Raw genomic sequence first — 21,981 nt, forward strand, 5'->3', positions numbered from 1 at the left:
TAGCGAGGGCCGGTAGCATGCCTGGCACTCGAAAGGAGCTCTCTCGTGCCATATCGCCTCACGGTGATCGGGACCGGATACCTGGGCATCACGCATGCGTCCTGCATGGCGGATCTCGGATTCGACGTCCTGGGCCTCGATATAGACGCCGACAAGGTTCGCCGGCTCAACAACGGTGAGCTCCCGATCCACGAACCGGGGCTCGAACCCGTGCTCCGCCGCGGACTCGACTCGGGCCGCCTTCGCTTCACCACGTCGTACGAGGAGGCGGCGGCCTTCGGCGACGTGCACTTCGTCTGCGTGGGCACGCCGCAGAAGCGCGGCGAGTACGCCGCCGACGTCTCCTACATGGACCGCGCCATCGAGTCGCTGGCCCCGCACCTCGACCGCGAGTGCCTGGTGGTCGGCAAGTCGACGGTGCCGGTAGGCACCGCGGAGCGGCTCGCCGACCTGCTGGCCCGGCTCGCCCCGGCCGGCGTCGAGGTCGAGCTCGCCTGGAACCCCGAGTTCCTGCGCGAAGGCTTCGCCGTAGAGGACACGCTCAAGCCGGACCGCATCGTGATCGGCGTGCGTTCGGAGCGGGCGGAGAAGGTGCTGCGCGAGGTGTACCAACCGCTTGGGGAGATCCCGATGGTGGTCACCGACTTCGCGACGTCCGAGCTGGTCAAGACGGCCGCCAACGCGTTCCTCGCCACCAAGATCTCCTTCATCAACGCGATGGCCGAGGTCTGCGAGGCCGCCCACGCCGACGTCACGCAACTGTCGAAGGCGCTGTCGTACGACGACCGCATCGGCGGCCGGTTCCTCAACGCCGGGCTCGGGTTCGGCGGCGGCTGCCTGCCCAAGGACATCCGCGCGTTCATGGCGCGCGCGGGCGAACTGGGGGCCGACCAGGCGCTGACGTTCCTGCGCGAGGTCGACGCGATCAACATGCGCCGCCGCGCCCGCATGGTCGACCTGGCACGCGAGCTGGCGGGCGGTTCGTTCCACGGCTGTACGGTCGGCGTGCTCGGCGCCGCCTTCAAGCCGAACTCCGACGACATCCGCGACTCCCCCGCACTCGACGTGGCGGCCACCATCGGCGCCCAGGGCGGCCAGGTGACCGTGTACGACCCGATCGCCCTGGGCAACGCCCGGAAGGCACACCCCGAGCTGCACTACGGCGAGTCGGCGCTTGAGGCCGTCCAGGGGGCACATGTGGTGCTGCTGCTGACGGAATGGCCGGAGTTCGTCGACCTGGACCCGGAGGAGCTCGGCAAGGTGGTCGCGGCCCGCCGCATCGTCGACGGCCGCAACGCCCTGAACACCGAAACCTGGCGCTCCGCAGGCTGGCACTACCGCGCGCTGGGCCGCCCCTGAAACCCGTTTCGGGTAACCGCCAAGGTCGAGGACATTCCAGGTCTCACCAGTCCTGATCTGGTGGGACCTGAAAGTGGTGCTCGCCGTCAGTCGTCGAGGGCGGTCAGGTCCAGTTGGTGCAGGCGTTCGGGGTCGGACAGTACCTCGATGGAGGCGATCTTTCCGCCGGTGACGGTGAAGGCCATGACGGAGAGCGGCCGCCCGTGTACCGCGACGACGACCCCCGCGGCCCCGTTGATCAGCACCGGGCGGGCGAACGGGGAGAGGCGGCTGAACGTGAGTGCCTGTCCGGCCACGGACTGCGCGCCGGTGATCACGACCGACTGGCGGGCACGCGTCACACCGCCGTCGGACCGAAGGACGACCTCGGGGTCGAGTACGGCGACCAGCGCCTGGAAGTCGCCGTCGCGCGCGGCGGCGAAGAAGGCGTTGACGACGTCACGCTGGCGGGTGAGGTCGGGGTCGGGAGCCGGGGCCTGACCCTGGACCCGGCGGCGGGCGCGGCTCGCGAGTTGCCGCGCCGCAGCCGGGGACCGCTCGATCATCGGCGCGATCTCCTCGAACGGCACGGCGAACATGTCGTGCAGGACGAACGCGAGCCGCTCGGCCGGCGACAGCGTCTCGAGCACCACCAGCAGCGCCAGCCCGACCGAGTCGGCGAGCACCGCCTGGTGCTCGGGGTCGGCCCCGGACTCGGGGCTGATGATCGGGTCGGGCACATGTACGTCAAGAGGGTCCTCGCGCCGTCGCTCGCGCGAGCGCAGCGTGTTCAGGCACACGCGCGCCACGACCGTGGTCAGCCACGCACCCATGTTCGCCACGTCGCCGGTGTCGGCGCGGCTGAGTCGCAGCCAGGCGTCCTGTACGGCGTCCTCGGCCTCACTCACCGAGCCGAGCATCCGGTAGGCCACCGACCGCAGGCGACTCCGGTGCTCCTCGAACTGCTCTGTCAGCCACTCGCGCTCGTCCACCGGGTCACGTTCCTTCCTCGCGGCGTGTCACAGAAGTAGACCCACGAGATGCAGCTGATGTGACCGGGTGCTCGGGAGGAGCCGCTAGCGGCGCAGGTTGGCCGCTTCGGCGCGCAGTCGTTCGCCCTTCGCGTACGCCTGTTCCTTCAGCTCGCCCTGGAACTCCTCCATGCGCCCCCGCAGCTCCGGGTCGGAAACGCCCAGAATGCGGACCGCCAGCAACCCGGCGTTGCGCGCCCCGCCGACGGCCACAGTGGCCACGGGCACCCCGGCCGGCATCTGGACGATCGACAGCAGCGAGTCCATGCCGTCCAGGTATTTCAGGGGCACCGGCACCCCGATCACCGGCAGGGGTGTCACCGAGGCCAGCATTCCCGGCAGGTGGGCCGCGCCGCCGGCTCCGGCGATGATGACCTTGACGCCGCGGGACGCGGCATTCCGGCCGTACTCGATCATCTCGGTCGGCATCCGGTGCGCGGAGACCACATCGGCCTCGAACGGGACGCCGAACTCCGCCACCGCCTCCGCCGCGGCCTTCATCACCGGCCAGTCGGAGTCGCTGCCCATCACGATGCCGACCGTCACGCCGGCTCCCCAGCCCGCGGCACGGAAATCAGGACCTTCACGTGTACTCCCCAGTGGTCAGGTAGACGGCGGCGTGCCGGGCGCGGGCGCGTACGGTGTCGAGGTCGTCGCCGACGGCGGTCACGTGGCCGATCTTGCGGCCGGGCCGGACCTCTTTGCCGTAGAAGTGCAGCTTGATGCCGGGATCGTGGGCCATGACGTGCTCGTACCGCTTGAACAGGTCAGGGTCGTCGCCGCCGAGCAGGTTGGCCATGACGACGACGGGCGCGCTCATCGACGGCGAGCCGAGCGGCAGGTCGAGCACGGCCCGCAGGTGCTGCTCGAACTGCGACGTACGTGAGCCGTCGATCGTCCAGTGGCCGCTGTTGTGCGGCCGCATGGCCAGCTCGTTGACCACCAGCCCGCCGCTCGTCTGGAACATCTCCACGGCGAGCAGCCCGGTCACGCCGAGCTCGTGCGCGATCTGCAGCGCGACACGCTGGGCCTCGGCGGCCTCCTCCGGGTCGAGGCCGGGGGCGGGCGCGAGCACCTCGACACAGATCCCGTCCTGCTGCACGGTCTCCACGACCGGGTAGCTGACGCCCTGGCCGTGGGGCGAGCGCGCGACGAGTACGGCCAGCTCCCGCTCGAAAGGCACGAACGCCTCGACCATCAGCGGCACGCCGCTCTTGAGCGCCTCCTCGGCCTCCGCAGGGGTCCGGCAGACCCACACCCCGCGCCCGTCGTACCCACCCCTGATCGCCTTCAGCACGACCGGCCAGCCGTGCTCGGCGGCGAACGCCGACACCTCCTCGATGCCGGAGGCGCGGGCCCACGCGGGGCACGGCGCGCCGAACGAGGTCAGCCGCTCGCGCATGACGGCCTTGTCCTGGGCGTGCACCAGCGCGTCGGCCCCCGGACGCACCGCGAACCCGTCAGCGGCCAGCGCCCTGATGTGCTCGGTCGGCACGTGCTCGTGGTCGAACGTGATCGCGTCACAGCCTCTGGCGAACTCGCGCAGGTCGGCCAGCTCGCGGTAGTCGCCGAGCCGCGTGTCGACGATGACCCTGGCGGCGCTCTCGTCAGGTGTGTTGGCCAGCACCCGCAGCTCGACGCCGAGCGCGATGGCGGACTGCTGCGTCATCCTGGACAGCTGGCCCGCGCCGACCATGCCGACGACCGGCCCGATGGGACTGTTTGCACTCACGGCAGGTGAGCTTACCCAACGCGCTCAGGCGGGTTCGCGCCGCACGCCGACCGTGGTCAGGCCCTTCGCCGCACTGATCACGGTGGCCAGCACGACGATCTCGGCGTCCTTCTTCAGCGGATGCGCCAGAGATGCCTTGCCCGCCTTCGGGCGTTGCCGGTAGACGATGCGCAGCGCGTCGAAGGCGAGCATGGTGTCGGCCGACAGGGCGAGCGCCATCATGGGCTGTTCGGGCAGCTCTACGTCGACGTCGAGCCGGTCCGGCCGTACCTGCTCGGGCAGCCCGGTGAGCTCGTCCCGCAGGCCGCGTACCGGGTCCCCTGGCGGGAAGCGCACGCCCGCCACCCCGGCGGGGTCGGTGAGGTAGGTGAGGTGACGCTGAGCGACCACCCGGGCCTGGCCGGCCAGCCCGGCGTCGGGGGTGATGGTGGTCGGCGTCTCCCGCGCCGCCCCGCGTGCGGGGATGGGTCCCGCGCCGAGCCGCCAGCGCCCGCCCTCGCGCAGGAACACGAAGTACGCGGGCGACGGCTTGCTGGCCAGGGCGGCGAACCAGTCGCCCTCGCCGGGAAGGAAGAAGGTGGGGTCGCTGTAGAGGGCCGGGCGGCCGTTCCGGGTCGCCTCACAGGCACGACCGCCCAGCGTCTTCTCCACCCACGTGGTCAGGTCGGCGACGGCGGCGCAGTCCCGCCGCTTCCATGCCTGGTCAAGCCCGCCGAGCAGCTTGAACACCTGATCGGCCGTCGCCGTGTCGACGCTGTGGGCGGACGCCGGAGCGGAGGTCGGATCCTCGGGTGGCGCCACCGTGGCGACGCCCGCGGTGCCGCAACCGGCCGCCACGACGGACAGGCCGGCGAGGAGTACGAGCAGTCGAAGCGGCACAGGAGAACCCCGAAGGTCGTGGCCGTCTGCTGACGGCGGTCCGTCTGAGCCCATCGCCGGCAGGCACCGGCGATCTGCCACCGCAGCGTAACGCTACAGATTAGGAATTGTCGGCCTTAAGACGATATTTGTAGGGTTGTTGATAGGGGTGGAGTGTCACGGGCTGTGGCCCACTACCAGCCTGACGGCCGGTACGCTGAAGTGGTCATGACCTGATTTGCGCCGCGACTGGAAGGGCCGAGTAGCAGACGTGGACTTCGCCAAGGGGCTCTACCAGCGATTCTCGGCTCTCGTGCACGAGATGGCCAAGTTCGGCATCATCGGCCTCATCGCCTTTGTGATCGATTTCGGCATGCTCAACCTCTTCTTGGGTGTCTTCGGCATGGGCCCGCTGACATCCAAGGTGCTGGCCACGGTCATCTCTGCGACCTTCGCCTACCTGGGCAACCGCTTCTGGACCTTCCGGCACCGCGAGCAGAGCGGCCTGGGCCGCGAATATTTCCTGTTCTTCCTGCTCAACGGCATCGCCCTGTTGTTCGGGCTCCTGACCATCGGCTTCACCAAATACACGCTGCACCTGCACGACCTGCTCAGCATCAACATCGCGAACATCGTGGGCGTCGGCCTCGGCACGCTGTTCCGCTACTGGTCGTACAAGAAGTGGGTGTTCCTGGAGGCCACCGAGCCCATCCCCACGGAGTTGCCCGGGGTCAAGCAGGACCGCTGACCACGCGGGTCCGGTCGTTGTCCTCGGCGTGCCGCAGGAAGATGGCGAACGTCGCCGGACGCCGCCGCACCAGCTCCAGCCGGCCCCCGTCGGCGGCGGCCAGCGCGCGGGCCAGGGTCAGCCCCAGGCCGGTGCCGCCGGCTCCGCTGACGTTGCGTTCGAAGACCTTGGGTGCGATGTCGTCGGCGATGCCGGGACCCTCGTCGGACACCTCGGTCACCACGTAGTTGTCGCCACTGGTCGTGGTGACGGTGACGGTGCCGCCGCCGTGCCTCAGGGAGTTCTCCAGCAGCGAGGCGATGACCTGGCCGAAGCCACCGGTGGTGGCCAGCGCCCTGAGCCCGCGCGAGCCTTCGAGCAGCAGCGAGCGGCCCTCGCCGCGGAAGACCGGCTCCCACTCCGTGACCTGCTGGACCAGGACCTCGTCGATCCCGACCGGCTTGGCCTGGGCGTGGCGCTGGCGGCGGGCCGCGGCCAGCAGCTCGTCGATCACGGCGGTGAGCCGCTCGGCCTGCACGATGGCCGCCTCGCCCTCCTCGCGGACGACCTCCGGGTGCTCGCTGGCCGCGACGATCTCCTCCAGGCGCATGGTGAGGCCGGTCAGCGGGGTGCGTAGCTGGTGGGAGGCGTCGGTGGCGAACTCGCGTTCGCGGGTGAGCAGGTCGGAGATGCGGGTGGCGCTGCGGTCGAGCACCTGAGCCACCCGGTCGAGCTCCGGAATGCCGTAACGATGCTTGCTGGGCCGGGCGTCGCCGGAGCCGAGCCGGTCGGCGATCTTCGCCAGGTCCTGCAGGGGCAGCGTCAGACGGCGCGACTGCACGATGGCAAGGCCGACCGCCACCGCCAGAGCCGCGACGGCCAGGGCCACGATCAGCAGCAGGCGTGCTCGCACGTCCTGCTCGACCTGGTCCCTGTCGCGGCTCACCCGGACGTAGATACCGTTCTCGGACTGGGCGTCCTCGGTCATCTGGTGACCGGACGGCGGCGGAACGCCGACGATGGTCGCCTTGGGCTGGGTGGCACGCTCGTAGATCTGGATGTAGCGGTCGGGGTACTTCTGCTTGAGTTGCTGAGGATCGAGAGGCGTGTCCTGGATACGGGCATACTCGACTTCCCCCACCAGACGCGTCGCCTCCGCCCTGAGCTCCTGGGCCGCCTCGTCGACGATCAGGCGGCTGACCACGATGCCCAGGGGGACCCCCAGCAGCAGCACCGCGATGACCGCGACGACCAGGGTGGATGTGAGCAGGCGGCGGCGCATCCCTACTCGCGTTCGAAGCGGAAGCCGACTCCTCGGACGGTGGTGATGTAGCGAGGCTTTGCCGCGTCGTCGCCCAGCTTGCGGCGCAGCCAGGAAATGTGCATGTCGAGTGTCTTGGTGGAACCCCACCAGTTGGTGTCCCACACCTCGCGCATGATCTGCTCGCGGGTGACGACCTTGCCCGCGTCGCGGACCAGCACGCGGAGCAGGTCGAACTCCTTGGTCGTAAGGTGCAGCTCTTTCTCTCCCATCCAGGCACGGCGGGAGTCGGCGTCGATGCGGACGCCTTGCACCACCGGTGTCTCTGAGGTGCCCCGGCGCAGTAGCGCCCGCACCCTGGCGAGCAGCTCGGCCAGCCGGAACGGCTTGGTGACGTAGTCGTCGGCGCCGGCGTCGAGGCCGACGACCGTGTCGACTTCGTCGACCCGAGCGGTAAGTATCAGGACCGGAGTGCCGTGCCCTTCGGCGCGGATCCGGCGCGCAACCTCCAGCCCGTCCATTTCTGGCAGGCCGAGGTCAAGAACGATGAGGTCGATGCCACCCGACAGAGCCCTTTCCAGGGCCTGCGGGCCGTCGGGGCTCACCTCAACCTGATAGCCCTCGCGGCGCAACGCACGCGCGAGTGGCTCGGAAATCGAGGTGTCATCCTCGGCGAGAAGTACGCAGGTCATGAAGCGATCGTAGGACCTTAGGCGATCGTTTCCCGGTCACAGCGCGCGGTTTGACTCGTCGTTGACCTATCCATTGACCTGGGCAAACTCAGATAAATGTCGGTTGATCCCGCTTAAATTACCGCATTCGCATGGGACAAAATGCGATCGCCGATCTTGCGGAATCGCAAAACCTTCTGTGCCGTCCGGCGTGTCGCGGAAAGGCGCGCGCCCGCCGGGAGTACCGGCGGGCGCGTCGAATCCGGGGCTCAGCCCTCGGAGGGCGGCTCGGCGTAGCGGGCGAGATAGAGCTGCTCGCCCAGGCTCCGCATGAGCGCCAGCTCGGTCTCCAGGTAGTCGATGTGGTGCTCCTCGTCCTCGAGGATTTCCTCGAAGATCCGTGCGGAGGTCACGTCGCCCTTCTCCCGCATGAGCTTGATGCCCGGCCGCAGCCGGGCCACGACGGACACCTCCACCTCCAGGTCGGCCCGCAACTGCTCCTCGACCGTCTGCCCGATGTGCAGCGTGCCGAGGCGCTGGTAGTTGGGCAGCCCCTCAAGGAAGAGAATGCGATCGGTGAGACGCTCGGCGTGGCGCATCTCGTCGATCGATTCGGCGCGGGTGTGCTCGGCGAGTTTGGTGTAACCCCAGTTCTGCTGCATCTTGGCATGCAGAAAATATTGGTTGATCGCGGTCAGCTCCGCGGTGAGCTGTTCGTTGAGCAGCTCGATGATCTGGATGTCGCCCTGCATGAACGGGCCCCTCGTGCTATGCGGTCGTGAGTTCCTCAGACCTCTTCAGGATCGCACATATCTTTCTGACACAAGTCGCGCAGTCTCCCCCGGCACCCGTGGTGTCGCGGATCTGCTTCGCGCTCCTGGCACCCGCGGCGATGCAGTCGTGGACCTCGTTCTCGGTCACGGCACGACACACACATACGTACATGCGGGGACAAGCCTTTCACGACGAAGGGACCAAAGGTTAGGCACACCTAAGGTAACCCACTTCGGTAAGGCTTGCCTATGTTAGGTCGGACACAGATCACTGTCCCCGGGCGATCCACTCCTCCAGGTGCGGCGCCTCGGCCCCGATCGACGTCGAGTCGCCGTGGCCGGTGTGCACGACCGTCTCACCGGGCAGGGTCAGCAGCCGCCGGGTGATCGAGTCGATGATCGTGTCGAACGACGAGAAGGACCGCCCGGTCGCGCCGGGACCGCCCTTGAACAGCGTGTCGCCGCTGAACAGCACGCCGCGGTCGGGCGCGTGCAGGCAGACCGCGCCCGGCGCGTGGCCCGGGGTGTGGAGCACCTCCAGCGCGATCCCGCCGACCTCGATCTTCTCGCCGTCGGCCAGCGGATGGTATGGCACCGCCTGGCCGTACACCTGGTCCCAGAGGACCTGGTCGGCGGGGTGCAGCCGGATCGGCGCCCCGGTCAGCTCGGCGAGCTCCCCGGCGGCGTTGATGTGGTCGTTGTGCGCGTGCGTGCAGATGATGGCCTTGACCGTGCGCTCACCGACGCGGTCGGTGATGGCGCGCGCGTCGTGCGCCGCGTCGATGACGACCACCTCGCGGGCGTCGCCGACCAGCCAGACGTTGTTGTCGACGTCCCAGGTGCCGCCGTCGAGCGAGAACGTCCCCGAGGTGATGACCCTGTCGATCATCTAGAGGATCACCACCGAGCGCAGCACCTCGCCGCGGTGCATCTTGGCGAACGCCTCCTCGACCCCGTCGAGCCCGATGGTCTCCGACACGAACTTGTCGAGCGGGAGCCGCCCCTGCCGGAACAGGTCGATCAGCATGGGGAAGTCGCGCGACGGCAGGCAGTCGCCGTACCAGGAGGACTTGAGCGACCCGCCGCGCCCGAACACGTCGAGCAGCGGCAGCTCCAGCTGCATCTCGGGCGTCGGCACGCCGACGAGCACGACGGTGCCGGCCAGGTCACGGGCGTAGAAGGCCTGCTTGTACGTCTCCGGCCGGCCGACGGCGTCGATGACCACGTCGGCGCCGAAGCCGCCGGTGAGGTCGCGGATCGCCTCGACGGGGTCGTTCGCCCGCGAGTTGACCGTGTCGGTGGCGCCGAAACCGCGGGCCCATTCGAGTTTGCGGTCGTCCACGTCGACCGCGATGATCTTCGTGGCGCCGGCGATCGACGCGCCGAGGATCGCGGCGTCACCGACGCCGCCGCAGCCGATGACGGCGACCGAGTCGCCCCTGGAGACGTTGCCGGTGTTGAGCGCGGCCCCGAGCCCGGCCATGACGCCACAGCCGAGCAGTCCGGCCACCTCGGCGGGCGCGTCGGCGGCGACCTTGGTGCACTGCCCGGCGGCGACCAGCGTCTTGCCCAGGAACGCGCCGATGCCCAGCGCGGGCGACAGCTCGGTGCCGTCGGCCAGCGTCATCTTCTGCGCGGCGTTGTGGGTGTTGAAGCAGTACCACGGGCGCCCGCGCAGGCAGGCGCGGCACTGGCCGCACACGGCCCGCCAGTTGAGGATCACGTAGTCGCCGGGCTCGACCTCGGTGACGCCCTCGCCCACCGCCTCGACCACGCCTGCGGCCTCGTGCCCGAGCAAGAACGGGAAGTCGTCGTTGATGCCGCCCTCCCGGTAGTGCAGGTCGGTATGGCAGACCCCGCAGGCCCTGACCGCCACCACCGCCTCACCCGGTCCCGGGTCGGGGACGATCACCGTCTCGACCGATACTTCCTGGCCCTTACCTCGGGCGATGACACCCTGCACTTCGTACGGCATGGCAGCCATCTTGGGTCAGGAGGATGATCGCCGCAAGGCGTAGGGCTGCACCATCCCGAGTCCCCGGGCCGGTCGGCGCCGGATCCGGCGTACCTCGAACCCCAGCCCGCCGTCGAGTCCCTCGGCCAATTCGGCGTCGACGAGGATCGTGCCGGGCCGGGCGATGGCGGTGAGCCGGGCGGCCAGGTTGACGGTGGTGCCGTAGACGTCGCCCATGATGGGCAGCACCGGCCCGTAGGCCAGGCCGATGCGCAGGTCGGCCGCCTCCACCAGGTCGAGCGCGATCGCCGCCGCGTCCGCCGGGGTGTGGGCGGTGAACAGCACCTCGTCGCCGAGCGTCTTGACCAGTCGGCCGCCGTGCGCGGCCACCACGTCGGAGGCCCGCGCCTCGAACCCCTCGACCAGCGCGGCCAGCTCCCGCTCGTCGAGCTCGCGGGCCCGCCGGGTGAACGAGACGAGGTCCGCGAAACCCACCGCGATCGACACGCGGGCGGGGATGTTCTCCTCGTCGAGGTCGGCGACGGACAGCAGCCGGGTGCCCGCGGCGGCGAGCTGGGCCCGCCAGACGTGGATCAGCACCTGCTCGAAGTCGGGCAGCAGCCGCCGGGCCGTGTCGAGCACCTGGGTCAGGTCGTCGTCGGAAGGCCGCTCGCCCGGCGGCAGCATCGCGCCGATCATGATCTCGGCCTGCCACTGGGCCAGTTTGGCCGTGGTCTGGCCGAGCGCGCGGGCCATCCGGATGACGGTCTGCTCGTCGAGCAGGCCGCTGTCGAGCATCCTGCTCACCCGCCGCAGCGCGTCGACGTCACCGTCGGAGAACGCGACCGCGTCGTCGGCGAGCGAGGCGAAGCCCAGCGCCCGCCAGATGCGCTCGGCCAGCTCCGGCGAGACGCCCGCCGCCGCCGACACCCCCGCCTTGGTGTGGCGGGCGGGCATGCCGACGAGCAGCCGGTCGATCTCCTCAGCGGTGGGTCTGTTCAATGGCCGTCGATATCTCCGTCGGAGGCGTCCTCCAGCAGGCGGAACAGGTCGGTCCTGACGTCCTGGATGTGGGGGATGTCACGCAGGGCGATCTGCCCCCGGTCGCCCGCCGACTCCACGGTGAGCGTGCCGCAGCCGAGGATGCGCTCGAAGAAGGTCTGGTCGGAGCTGACCGTGTTGACCTTGGCCATCGGGATCTCGTCCGTCGACTTGTTGAGCACACCCGTGCTGATCGTGAAGCGGTGGGTGGTGAGCACGTAGCCGGTGTTCTTCCACTGCAGGTAGGGCACGAACGACCAGATCGTCAGCAGGAGCACGGCGACGACACCGACGGCGATCCTGGCGTAGTTGGCGTACTCGAACGTGCTGGGGATGAAGAAGAGCGCCACGCCCGAGGCGGCGACGATCAGCACGAGCGCGATGAAGGGCACCACGAGCCGCTTCCAGTGCGGGTGGAACGACCTGATGCGCCGTTCACCCTGCGTCAAGTGGTGGTCAGGGAGGGTCATGGGCAAATGGTGCCACCTCCGCGCCCGCGGGGCTACGAGGACGCGCGAACGTGGACGACGTCACCCGCGCTCAACGTGTGGAGCCTGCCGTCCGAGGTCACCTGGAGGTGTCCGTCCTGGTCGATGCCGGTCGCCTGGCCGGTCAGCACCCGATCGCCGGGCAGCTCGACCCGGACCTGCCGCCCGATCGTGGCGCTGGAGGCCTGGTAGGCGGCGCGCAGCCCGCACGCGTCGCCGTCGCCGCCCGCCGCCGACCAGTCGCGGTAGTGCCGCTCGACCTCCCTGAGCACGGCCCTGAGCAGCGGGTCCCGGTCCACGCAGGCCGCCTGCTCGATGGCCAGCGAGGTCGCCGTCTCCACGGGCAGCTCATCCGGCTTGAGCGACACGTTCAGGCCCATCCCGATGACGACGGCGTCCTCTGCCCGCTCGGCCAGGATCCCGGCCAGTTTGCGCTCGCCGATCAGCAGGTCGTTCGGCCATTTGAGCCGTACGTCCACCTCGGCCAGCCTGCGGACGGCCGAGGCCGCCGCCACGCCGAACAGCAGCGCCAGCCACCCCTGCTTGGCCATGGGCACCTCCGGCCTGAGCAGGACGGAGACGGTCAGGCCCGAGCGCGGCGGCGCGGCCCAGGTGCGGCCCAGCCTGCCCCGGCCGGCGACCTGCGACTCGGCCACCAGGACCCGGCCTTCCTCCGCGCCCTCTTTCGCGGCTTGGGCGAGGTCGGCGTTGGTCGAGCCGGTGCTCTCGACGACGTGTACGCCGGTCCACAGGCTGCCGGGCCGTATGAGGGCGCGGTTGAGCGCCACCTCGGACAGGGGCGGGCGGTCGAGATCGGAGTAGCGCGAGTCGGGCATCCCTCCATCTTCGCCGAACCTCCGGTGTCCTCTGACGCCGCACGCGGGGAAGATGGGGAGATGAGCAGACGTCTGGACCCGCGCAACTGGGCCTCGTGGCGGCCGTTCGGCATCGGCCTGCGCAAGCCGAACAACTACTTGGAGCTGCTGAAGGCGTTTCGATCGGTCAAGGGCAACAGGCGTTACGCCTGGCGGATTCTCCAGCAGGGCACGTGCGACGGGTGCGCGCTGGGCACGCGGGGCATGCGCGACTGGACGATGGACGAGGTCCACCTGTGCAACATCCGGCTGCGGCTGCTGCCGCTGAACACGATGCCGGCACTCGACGTCTCGCTGCTGGGCGACGTCTCCGAGCTGGCCGGCCGGAAGAGCGCCGAGCTGCGGGAGCTGGGGCGGCTGCCGTACCCGATGCTGCGGCGCGCGGGCGAGCCGGGCTTCAGCCGGATCTCGTGGGACGAGGCGCTGAAGGTGGCCGCCGACGGGCTGCGTGAGGCGCGCTTCGGCGCCTACCTGACCAGCCGCGGCATGCCGAACGAGAACTACTACGCGGCGCAGAAGGCGGTACGCGCGCTGGGCACGAACAGCGTGGACAACGCGGCGCGCATCTGCCACTCACCCTCGACCGTCGCCCTCAAGCAGACGATCGGCGCGGCGGCCACCACCTGCTCCTACACCGACTGGATCGGCTCTGACCTGATCGTCTTCATCGGGTCGAACCCGTCCAACAACCAGCCTGTGGCGATGAAGTACCTCTACCACGCCAAGAAGGCCGGCACCCGCGTGGCCATGATCAACGCCTACCGCGAGCCCGGCATGGACCGCTACTGGGTGCCGTCGAACGCCGAGTCGGCGGTGTTCGGGACGAAGATCACCGACGAGTTCTTCGGAGTGAACGTGGGCGGCGACATCGGCTTCCTCAACGGCGTGCTCAAGCACCTGATCGAGAACGACTGGGTGGACAAGGCGTTCGTCGACCAGCGGACCTCCGGCTTCGAGGAGGTCCGGCGGGCGCTGGCGGACCAGACGTGGGAGGAGCTGGAGGCGCTGGCGGGGGCGACCCGCGACGAGATGCTCCGGCTGGCCCGGCTGCTCGGCGAGGCGAAGTCGGCGGTGCTGGTCTGGTCGATGGGGATCACGCAGCACGCCTTCGGCGAGGACAACGTCCGGTCGATCGTGAACCTGGCCCTGGCGCGCGGCTTCCTGGGCCGCGACAACTGCGGGCTGATGCCGATCCGCGGGCACAGCGGGGTGCAGGGCGGGGCCGAGATGGGCGCGTACGCGACCGGCCTGCCCGGCGGTCTGCCGATCACGCCAGAAAATGCCGCGAAATTTACTGATATTTGGGGATTTGAGGTGCCGACGGCGCCCGGCCTGACCGCGACCGACATGATCGACGCGGCCCACTCGGGCGACCTCGACGCACTCATCTCCTCGGGCGGCAACTTCCTGGAGGTGCTGCCCGACCCCGGCTACTGCCGGGAGGCGCTGGCCCGGCTCAAGCTCCGCGTGCACATCGACATCGTGCTGTCCTCGCAGATGCTGGTGCCCTCCGAGGGCGACGTACTGCTGCTGCCCGCGCAGACCCGCTACGAGATGACCGGCGGGGTGACCGAGACGTCCACCGAGCGCCGGATCATCTTCTCGCCCGAGATCGAGGGGCCGCGAATCGGCGAGGCGTGGCCGGAGTGGAAGATCTTCGGCGAGCTGGCCGCCCAAACAAACCCCGAAATTTCGGCAAAAGTTCGCTTCACCGGGACCCCGCGGATCCGCGCGGAGATCGAGCAGGCGGTGCCGTTCTACCAGGGCATATCCGCTCTCAAGGGGTTCGGGGACAACGTCCAGTACGGCGGACGCCACCTGTTCGCCGACGGCCGCTTCAACACCCCCGACGGGCGCGGCGTGTTCTCCGCCGTCGAGCCGCCCGCGCTGGAGCGCCCCGACGGTACGTTCATGGTCGCCACCCGGCGCGGCAAACAGTTCAACAGCATGGTCCACGAGCGGCGCGACGGCTTCAACGGCGCGATGCGCGAGGCCGTGCTGATGAGCCCCTACGACGCCGACCGCCTCGGCCTGCCCGACGGCACTCCGGTCGAGCTGAGTTCGGGCGAGCGGTCGTACCTGGGCAAGGTCCTGCGGGCGCCGCTGATGCCGGGCAACCTGCAGATCCACTGGCCGGAGGGGAACGTCCTGCTCGACGAGGCCCGGCGCTCACCCCAGGCCCGGATCCCCGACTACAACGCGCTCGTCACGGTGCGGCGGCTATGAGCGACCGGCTGACCCGCGTGGGTCCCACCACCCGCATCCGCGTCCGCGAGCTGTCCGGCTCCACGGTCCGTGACCGGCGCGACGACCTCGCCACCGAGGAACCACTGGAGATCCGCCTCACCGCGCTGGACGGCACCCGCAAGACCGTCGCCATCACCATGCGCACCCCCGGCCACGACTTCGAGCTGGCGGCCGGGTTCCTGCACGGCGAGGGACTGGTCCGGCCCGGCGGCATCGCGGCCATCGCCTACTGCACCGACGAGGACCTCCCGCCCGAGGCCCGCTACAACACGGTCACCGTACGCCTGCACGGCCCGATCCCCGACCTGCCCACGCTGGACCGCCACTTCCTCACCTCCAGCGCCTGCGGCGTCTGCGGCTCGGCCAGCCTCGACGACCTGCACGACCGCTGCGCGCCGCTCCCCCGCGGCACGCTCGAACTCACCCCCGAGATCCTGTACGGCCTGCCGGACGCGCTGCGGGCAGGCCAGGGCGTGTTCGGCAAGACCGGCGGCCTGCACGCGGCCGGGCTGTTCCGCCCCGACGGCACGCTGGTGGCGCTCAGGGAGGACGTGGGCCGGCACAACGCGGTGGACAAGCTGGTCGGCTGGGCGTCACTCGGCGAGCGGCTCCCGCTGACCGAGCACGTGCTGATGGTCAGCGGCCGGGCCAGCTACGAGATCATGCAGAAGGCGCTGGTCGCGGGCCTGCCGGCGGTGTGCGCGGTCTCCGCCCCCTCGTCGCTGGCCGTGGACCTGGCCAGGGAGTTCGGCATGACGCTCGTCGGGTTCCTGCGGGGGCAGCGGTGCAACGTGTATTCGGGACAGGAGCGGATTCTAGTGGAATGAAGCATTCCGTTCTGCTATAGTTGGAACAGAACAACCCGTTCCGACGAGGAGCCCGCGATGAGCGTTCACCCCTTCCGCATCGAGATCCCCCAGGCCGACCTCGACGACCTGCGGACCCGCCTCGCCATGACCCGCTTCACCGACGAGATCGCGGACGCCGACCAAGGCGTGCGCGTCGAGCGAGTTCTGCGGCTGGTCAGCCACTGGCTCGACGGCTTCGACTGGCGGGCGCAGGAGGCCAGGCTCAACGCCTACCCGCAGTTCACCACCGAGATCGACGGGCAGAACATCCACTTCATCCACGTCCGCTCGGAGAACCCCGACGCCCTGCCCCTGATCCTCACGCACGGCTGGCCCGGCTCGATCGTCGAGTACCTGGACGCCATCGAGCCGCTTTCGCGACACTTCCACCTCGTCGTGCCGTCGCTGCCCGGCTACGGCTTCTCCGGGCCGACCACCGAGCTGGGCTGGGACAACCAGCGCATCGCCAAGGCGTGGATCGAGCTGATGGCCAGCCTCGGCTACGAGCGTTACGGCGCGGTGGGCAACGACGCCGGCTCGATGATCTCGCCGGAGATCGGGCGGCTCGCCCCCGGCCGCGTCGTCGGCGTCCATGTGACGCAGTTGTTCTCCTTCCCCTCCGGTGACCCGGCCGAGTTCGCGAACCTGAGCGAGGAGGACCAGGCCGGGCTGGCCGTACTCGACTGGTTCTGGAAGGAGAAGGGCGCCTTCAACGTCCTGCAGTCCCAGCAGCCCCAGACGCTCGCCCACGCGATCACCGACTCACCCGCCGGGCTGGTCGGCTGGCTCGCCCAGCTCTTCGACGAGGACCTCGACGACGACTTCGTGCTGACCAACGCGGCGATCCACTGGTTCACCGGCACGGCCGGCTCGGCCCTCCGCCTGTACTGGGAGAACGCCCGCGCCGAGCACCCCAAGGAGCCGACCACCGTACCGACCGCGCTGGCCATGTCGGAGGGCGACTTCAGGTCCATCCGCACCTTCGCCGAGCGCGACCACACCGGCATCGTCTCCTGGCGGACCCTCCCCGCCCCGGCCCACGGCCACTACACGGCCCACACCGCCACCGAGACCCTCACCGCCGACATCCACGCCTTCTTCGAGAGCCTCGGCTGACCTCAGCCGGTGTTCTGCAGGCCGGCCGCCACTCCGTTGACCGAGAGCAGGAGCAGGGTCGACAGGCGCTCGCGCTCGCGGTCGGACGGGGTGCCGGTGCGCATGGCCGTCAGGGCGCGGAGTTGCAGGTGGGACAGGGCGTCCACGTACGGGTCTCTGAGCTGGACGGCGCGGGACAGGACCTTGCGGTTCTCCAGCAACCGGGTGTGGCCCGTGACCTGGAGCACCAGGGTGCGGGTCCGGTCGTACTCCTCCATGACCTGGCGGGCGAAGTCGTCCCGGCCGCCGAGTGCCAGGTAGCGTTCGGCGATCGATCTGTCGGTCTTGGCCAGCGACATCTCCGCGTTGTCGAGCAGGGCGTTGAACAGCGGCCATTCGGCGTAGGCGGCCTTCAGCTCGTCGAGTGAGGCCACCGAGGCCAGGCCGCTGCCCAGGCCGTACCAGCCGGGCAGGTTGACCCGGGTCTGGGCCCAGGCGAAGACCCAGGGGATGGCGCGCAGGTCGTCGAGCGAGCGCGGGGCGCCGAGGCCGCGGCGGGCGGGGCGGGAGCCGAGGCGCAGGGAGCCGATCTCCTCCAGCGGGCTGACCAGGGCGAACCATTCGGGGAAGCCGGGGTCCTCGGTGAGCGAGCGGTACGCCTGCTCCGAGGCCGCGGCCACCTTCTCGGCGAGCGGGCGGAAGCGGTCGGCCGCGGCGGCGGTGCGGGAGCCGATCGAGGGCGAGGAGGCCATCAGCACCGCGTTCGTGACCTGCTCCAGGTGGCGGCGGGCGATGGCGATGTGGCCGTAGCGGGCGAAGATGACCTCGCCCTGCTCGGTGACCTTGAAGCGGCCGGCCACCGAGCCGGGCGCCTGGGCGAGCACCGCGCGGTTGGCGGGGCCGCCGCCACGGCCGAGCGCGCCGCCGCGGCCGTGGAACATGCGCAGCTTGACGTCGTGCTCCAGCGCCCAGGCGGTGAGTTGCTCCTGCGCCTCGTACAGGCGGAGCGTCGCGGCGGCCGGGCCGAGCTCCTTGGCCGAGTCGGAGTAGCCGAGCATGATCTCCATGCGCCTGCCGGTGGCGGCCAGCCGCTCGCGCATCTGCGGCAGCTCCAGCATGCCGGACAGCACGGCCGGGGAGTTGGCCAGGTCCTGGCCCGACTCGAACAGCGGCACCACGTCGAGCACGGGCGCGCGCCGGCCGAGCGCGTGCTCGGCCAGCTCGTAGACCGCGGCGATGTCGTCGTCGGAGCGGGTGAAGGAGACGACGTAGCGGGAGCAGGCCGTGACGCCGAACCGCTCCTGGATCCAGGCGATCACCCGGATCGTGGCCAGCACCTCCTCGGTGCGCTCCGACAGCTCGCCGCCCGCCCTGATCTCCGCCAGCGCCGCCGCGTGCACCTCGGAGTGCTGGCGTACCTCCAGCTCGGCCAGGTGGAAGCCGAACGTCTCGACCTGCCAGATGAGGTGCTGCAACTCGCCGTACGCCTGCCGTGCGGCGTGGTCCGCGAGGGACTCCTGGGCCAGGCGCAGGTCGGCGAGCAGCTCGGCCGGTGCGCGGTAGGCGAGGTCGAGGTCGCGGCGGCGGGTGGCGGCGATGCGCGCGGTCACGAACAGCAGCCACTGCCGGTGCGGCTCGCGCGGCGAGCGGGTGGCCATCACCGAGACCACCTCGGGATGGGCGTCGACGGCCGCGGCCAGCGCCGCCTTGAGCTCCGGCGAAGGCGGCGCGAACTGTTCGGCCGCGGTGAGCGTGCGGGCGATGCGCGTGCAGGCCGTCTCCAGCGCGGTCAGCACGTGGTCGGACTGGATCTGGACGGTCTCGCGGGTGACCTTGGCGGTCACGTTGGGGTTGCCGTCGCGGTCGCCGCCGATCCAGCTGCCGTAGCGGATGAAGGGCCTGGCCAGCGGCGGCCGGGTGCCGGTGCCGTCGCCGAGGGCCGCGTCGAGCGAGCGGTAGACCTGCGGCACCATGCGGAACAGCGTCTCGTCGAAGGCGGCCATGGCCGTGCGTACCTCGTCGAGCGGGTCGAGCTTGGTGGAGCGCAGCTGGGCCGTACGCCACAGCAGGTCGATCTCCTCCAGCAGCCGCCGTCGGCTCTCGGCGCGCTCGGAGGCGCCGCGACCGGCCGCGTTGTACTCGGTGAGCTGGCCGCTGACCCGCTGGATCGCGGTGACGACCGCGCGCCTGCGCGCCTCCGTCGGGTGCGCGGTCAGGACCGGGTGCAGCTCCAGCCCCTTGACCAGCTCGGTGACGCGCTCGTCGCCCAGCTCTTGTACGGCCTGCGCCAGCGACTCCCGCTCGACCCGGCCCTCGGCGTCACGTTCGCGCAGGATGCGGATGCGGTAGTGCTCCTCGGCCAGGTTGGCCAGATGGAAGTAACAGGTGAACGCGCGGGCGATCTGCACGGCCCGGTCGATCTCCCACGCGGCGACCATGGCCGTGATCTCGTCGCCGGTGACCTCGCCCCTGCGTGCGGCGATCACGGCCTTACGCAGGCGTTCGACATCAGCCAGCAGATCCTCGCCGCCCTGCTCGGCGATCACCTGCCCGAGCAGCTTGCCGAGCAATCGCACGTCCTGGCGCAGCTCGTCGGGCATTTCGGTGACCGCGGCACTGCGACGCTCAATCCCCTGGTCAATCATGCTTCAAAGGTATCCACAAGCCCGGAAAGACCGTAAGGCGGTCTCACGTATTGGACTAGACCATTGATCAGGTGGCCTGGGACACCGCCGCGAGCAGCTCAGGAAGGCGGGCGAAACCGATCTTCGCGCCGAGCCGCCGCCCCAGGAACTCGGCCAGCAGCCCGTAGAACGGCGCGAGCACGGACACCCAGAAGAGCCCGAACAGCAGCGGCACCACGAACGGCAGCGACAGGGCGCTGACACCCAGCAGCGCGCCCACGCCGGAGACGAACGCCTGCCCGCCCTGCCCCGGCGCGGCCCCGCTGAAGGCGTTCATCCGCTCGGGCACGGTGTAGGGGATGGCGACGCTGGTCACGGAGCCGACGCCGAACCCTATGCCGAGCGCCCCCAGGCCGGTGAGCACCGCCGGTGCGATCCCCTCCGGGTGCCCGGCGAGCAGTCCGGCGATGGTGGCGATCACGATGAGCAGCGGTGTCGCGATCACCGCGCCGGCCAGGTGGCGCCCGGCCAGATCGGTGCTGAGGCCGCGCTCCGAGCCGGTGGCGACGGCGTTCATCCAGAGCGAGCGGCCGTCGATGCCGAACGAGTTGGCCGACTGCAGGGCGATCATCATCCCGGCCGACGCGGTGAGCAGGATCGGGATCCACGCCCCGGTCTCTCCGGAACGGGTGACCGAGAACCCCAGCACGACGGCCACCACGACGGAGGAGAACCAGCCGACCCGGGAGCGGGGTTCGCGCCTGATGTACTTGAGCTCCTTGGTGACCACGGCGGCCAGCGGCCCGTCCGGCAGGAACCGGTCGACCAGCCCGCTCTCCCTGCGTACGGAGGCGGCGCGGGTGGAGGCGTCGGGCGTGACCAGGGCCCTGCTCAGCGCCTTGATCCACAGCCAGCCGACCACGACCACCACGAGTGCCACGGCGACGAGCTCGGCCAGACCGGTCAGGCCGCCGTCGGCCATCGCGTGCGCGGCCATGCCCGAGGGCGTCCATCTGAGGACCGCCGCCGCCCCGCGCAGCATCGCCGCCGGGTCGCCGATGTTGCCGTTGAGCAGGAGGTTCGGCAACTGCGCGAGCAGGACGACGAAGATCGCGGCCACGGCCAGCACGTCCCGGCCGCGCCGGGTGCGCAGCGCGCTGGACAGTGCGGTGGTGACCAGCCTGGAGGCGACCAGGCAGAGCGCGAACTGCAGGAGCACGGCGACGATCCCGAGCAGCACGCCGCCGACGCCGGTGGCGAGCCCCACGAGGGCGCCCGTCGTGACGATCAGCGTGGCCAGCGGCCAGACGCCGGTGGCGGAGGCGGTGAACATGCCGACCGCGAGCCGGTGGGTGGGCAGCGGGAACAGCGACAGCCGGGCCGGGTCGAGCGTGTCGTCCAGGCCGAACGCCAGCAGCGGCACGATCATCCAGCCGATGAGCATGACCGAGAACACCACGACGACGATCGACGCGGCCACGTCGTGCGGGGCCAGCCGGAGCAGGCTCATGAGCAGGAAGCCGATGACGCTCACGAACACCGACAGGATGAGCGTGAGGGTGAAGCCGAGCTTGCGCTGCAGGTCGCCGCGGAGGTTGCCGGCCAGCAACCGGAGCTTGAGCCGGGCGAAGAGCGCGACCGTGCTCACGCCGGGTCCTTGCCCCGGCCGAGCCAGGTCAGGCCCGAGTCGCCGTTGTCACGCGGGCCGCCGACCAGCTCCAGGAAGGCCTGGTTGAGGGTACGTCCTTCACGCACCAGCTCCAGCGGGCCCTGGGCCACGATGTGCCCGGCGCTCATCACCGACACCCAGTCGCAGAGCCGTTCGACGAGATCCATCACGTGGCTGGAGAAGATGACGGTCGAGCCCGACGCGGTGAAGCGCCGGAGCACCTCGGTGAGCGTGTTGGCGCTGACGGGATCGACACCCTCGAACGGCTCGTCGAGGAAGAGCACGGACGGGTTGTGCAGCAGCGCCGCCGCCAGGCCGATCTTCTTGCGCATGCCGGTGGAGTAGTCGATGACGAGCTTGTCGGCGGCCTCGGCCAGGTCCATCACCTGCAGCAGCTCTTCGGCGCGCTGCTCGACGTCGGCCTTGGAGATGCCGCGCAGCCTGCCGTTGTACAGGAGCAGCTCGCGGCCCGACAACCGCTCGAACAGCCGCAGCCCCTCGGGCAGCACGCCGATGCGGGCCTTGACCGCGACGGGATCGCGCCACACGTCGAAGCCGTCGATCTCGGCCTGGCCGCCATCGGGGCGGAGCAGACCGGTGATCATGCTGAGGGAAGTCGTCTTGCCGGCGCCGTTGGGGCCGACGAGCCCGGCGAAGCTGCCTGCCGGGACCACCAGGTCGATGCCGGCCACCGCGATCTGTGGGCCGTATCTCTTGAAAAGGCCGTGCGTGTGAACCGCCTCCGTCAT

At 70.2% G+C, this 21,981-nt stretch carries 21 protein-coding genes; 5 read left to right on the top strand and 16 right to left on the bottom strand.

Features of this window, described 5'->3' with window-relative positions:
* The first annotated feature begins 45 nt into the window (after positions 1–45).
* Positions 46–1,359, top strand: a complete 1,314-nt coding sequence (locus tag AB0F17_RS31205) for a UDP-glucose/GDP-mannose dehydrogenase family protein (protein ID WP_358030111.1) — start codon at positions 46–48, stop codon at positions 1,357–1,359.
* A gap of 86 nt (positions 1,360–1,445) precedes the next feature.
* Here the strand turns inward: AB0F17_RS31205 and sigJ are convergent, their stop codons facing one another.
* The 4 genes from sigJ to AB0F17_RS31225 all read right to left on the bottom strand — a co-directional run bounded on the left by sigJ (position 1,446) and on the right by AB0F17_RS31225 (position 4,980).
* Positions 1,446–2,330, bottom strand: a complete 885-nt coding sequence (gene sigJ, locus AB0F17_RS31210; RefSeq protein WP_358030113.1) for an RNA polymerase sigma factor SigJ — start codon at positions 2,328–2,330, stop codon at positions 1,446–1,448.
* 84 nt (positions 2,331–2,414) lie between these two features.
* A complete protein-coding gene (gene purE, locus AB0F17_RS31215; RefSeq protein ID WP_358030407.1) occupies positions 2,415–2,897 on the bottom strand; it encodes a 5-(carboxyamino)imidazole ribonucleotide mutase in 483 nt (160 codons plus the stop codon).
* A gap of 55 nt (positions 2,898–2,952) precedes the next feature.
* Complete coding sequence (locus AB0F17_RS31220; protein ID WP_358030116.1) at positions 2,953–4,101, bottom strand: 5-(carboxyamino)imidazole ribonucleotide synthase; 1,149 nt, start codon at positions 4,099–4,101, stop codon at positions 2,953–2,955.
* 24 nt (positions 4,102–4,125) lie between these two features.
* Positions 4,126–4,980 carry a hypothetical protein gene (locus AB0F17_RS31225; protein WP_358030119.1) on the bottom strand — a complete coding sequence of 285 codons (855 nt, stop codon included), beginning with the start codon at positions 4,978–4,980 and terminating at the stop codon, positions 4,126–4,128.
* 250 nt (positions 4,981–5,230) lie between these two features.
* On the opposite strand from AB0F17_RS31225, the gene AB0F17_RS31230 reads away from it, so the two are divergent.
* Entirely contained in the window at positions 5,231–5,707 is a 477-nt protein-coding gene (locus AB0F17_RS31230) for a GtrA family protein (RefSeq protein WP_358030122.1), read from the top strand.
* Here the strand turns inward: AB0F17_RS31230 and AB0F17_RS31235 are convergent.
* From AB0F17_RS31235 to AB0F17_RS31275, 9 genes are all read right to left on the bottom strand, one after another.
* A complete protein-coding gene (locus tag AB0F17_RS31235) occupies positions 5,691–6,968 on the bottom strand; it encodes an ATP-binding protein (RefSeq protein ID WP_214633457.1) in 1,278 nt (425 codons plus the stop codon). The genes AB0F17_RS31230 and AB0F17_RS31235 overlap by 17 nt on opposite strands.
* Before the next feature lie 2 nt (positions 6,969–6,970).
* A complete protein-coding gene (locus tag AB0F17_RS31240) occupies positions 6,971–7,639 on the bottom strand; it encodes a response regulator transcription factor (protein ID WP_043620820.1) in 669 nt (222 codons plus the stop codon).
* Positions 7,640–7,887: 248 nt separating this feature from the next.
* Positions 7,888–8,370: a bacterioferritin gene (gene bfr, locus AB0F17_RS31245; RefSeq protein WP_358030125.1), complete on the bottom strand. Its 483-nt coding sequence runs from the start codon at positions 8,368–8,370 to the stop codon at positions 7,888–7,890.
* A 16-nt stretch (positions 8,371–8,386) separates the two neighbouring features.
* Positions 8,387–8,563 carry a (2Fe-2S)-binding protein gene (locus tag AB0F17_RS31250; RefSeq protein ID WP_214633455.1) on the bottom strand — a complete coding sequence of 59 codons (177 nt, stop codon included), beginning with the start codon at positions 8,561–8,563 and terminating at the stop codon, positions 8,387–8,389.
* A 96-nt stretch (positions 8,564–8,659) separates the two neighbouring features.
* Entirely contained in the window at positions 8,660–9,280 is a 621-nt protein-coding gene (locus AB0F17_RS31255; protein ID WP_358030128.1) for an MBL fold metallo-hydrolase, read from the bottom strand.
* A complete protein-coding gene (locus tag AB0F17_RS31260) occupies positions 9,281–10,366 on the bottom strand; it encodes an S-(hydroxymethyl)mycothiol dehydrogenase (RefSeq protein ID WP_358030131.1) in 1,086 nt (361 codons plus the stop codon).
* A 15-nt stretch (positions 10,367–10,381) separates the two neighbouring features.
* Positions 10,382–11,302 carry an adenylate/guanylate cyclase domain-containing protein gene (locus AB0F17_RS31265; protein WP_358030410.1) on the bottom strand — a complete coding sequence of 307 codons (921 nt, stop codon included), beginning with the start codon at positions 11,300–11,302 and terminating at the stop codon, positions 10,382–10,384.
* Between the two features lie 41 nt (positions 11,303–11,343).
* Entirely contained in the window at positions 11,344–11,856 is a 513-nt protein-coding gene (locus AB0F17_RS31270) for a PH domain-containing protein (RefSeq protein WP_358030133.1), read from the bottom strand.
* A gap of 32 nt (positions 11,857–11,888) precedes the next feature.
* Positions 11,889–12,710 carry a biotin--[acetyl-CoA-carboxylase] ligase gene (locus tag AB0F17_RS31275; protein ID WP_358030136.1) on the bottom strand — a complete coding sequence of 274 codons (822 nt, stop codon included), beginning with the start codon at positions 12,708–12,710 and terminating at the stop codon, positions 11,889–11,891.
* Positions 12,711–12,770: 60 nt separating this feature from the next.
* Here AB0F17_RS31275 and AB0F17_RS31280 point away from each other — a divergent pair, with 60 nt between their 5' ends.
* From AB0F17_RS31280 to AB0F17_RS31290, 3 genes are read left to right on the top strand one after another with little or no spacing between them, the layout of a single operon-like run.
* Positions 12,771–14,975: an FdhF/YdeP family oxidoreductase gene (locus AB0F17_RS31280; protein ID WP_358030138.1), complete on the top strand. Its 2,205-nt coding sequence runs from the start codon at positions 12,771–12,773 to the stop codon at positions 14,973–14,975.
* The gene (fdhD, locus tag AB0F17_RS31285) at positions 14,972–15,823 is read left to right on the top strand and encodes a formate dehydrogenase accessory sulfurtransferase FdhD (RefSeq protein ID WP_358030141.1); all 852 of its coding nucleotides are present in this window, start codon (positions 14,972–14,974) and stop codon (positions 15,821–15,823) included. The genes AB0F17_RS31280 and fdhD overlap by 4 nt, the downstream gene beginning before the upstream one ends.
* 57 nt (positions 15,824–15,880) lie before the next feature.
* On the top strand, positions 15,881–16,960 hold the full coding sequence (locus AB0F17_RS31290) for an epoxide hydrolase family protein (protein ID WP_358030143.1): 1,080 nt from the start codon (positions 15,881–15,883) through the stop codon (positions 16,958–16,960).
* 2 nt (positions 16,961–16,962) lie between these two features.
* On the opposite strand, the gene AB0F17_RS31295 is transcribed toward AB0F17_RS31290, so the two are convergent.
* The 3 genes from AB0F17_RS31295 to AB0F17_RS31305 all read right to left on the bottom strand — a co-directional run bounded on the left by AB0F17_RS31295 (position 16,963) and on the right by AB0F17_RS31305 (position 21,981).
* The gene (locus tag AB0F17_RS31295) at positions 16,963–19,584 is read right to left on the bottom strand and encodes a phosphoenolpyruvate carboxylase (protein WP_358030145.1); all 2,622 of its coding nucleotides are present in this window, start codon (positions 19,582–19,584) and stop codon (positions 16,963–16,965) included.
* A 67-nt stretch (positions 19,585–19,651) separates the two neighbouring features.
* Complete coding sequence (locus AB0F17_RS31300; protein ID WP_358030147.1) at positions 19,652–21,211, bottom strand: hypothetical protein; 1,560 nt, start codon at positions 21,209–21,211, stop codon at positions 19,652–19,654.
* Positions 21,208–21,981: an ABC transporter ATP-binding protein gene (locus tag AB0F17_RS31305; protein ID WP_358030150.1), complete on the bottom strand. Its 774-nt coding sequence runs from the start codon at positions 21,979–21,981 to the stop codon at positions 21,208–21,210. The genes AB0F17_RS31300 and AB0F17_RS31305 overlap by 4 nt, the downstream gene beginning before the upstream one ends.

The sequence above is a fragment of the Nonomuraea sp. NPDC026600 genome, assembly GCF_040638335.1.
GTDB lineage: Bacteria > Actinomycetota > Actinomycetes > Streptosporangiales > Streptosporangiaceae > Nonomuraea.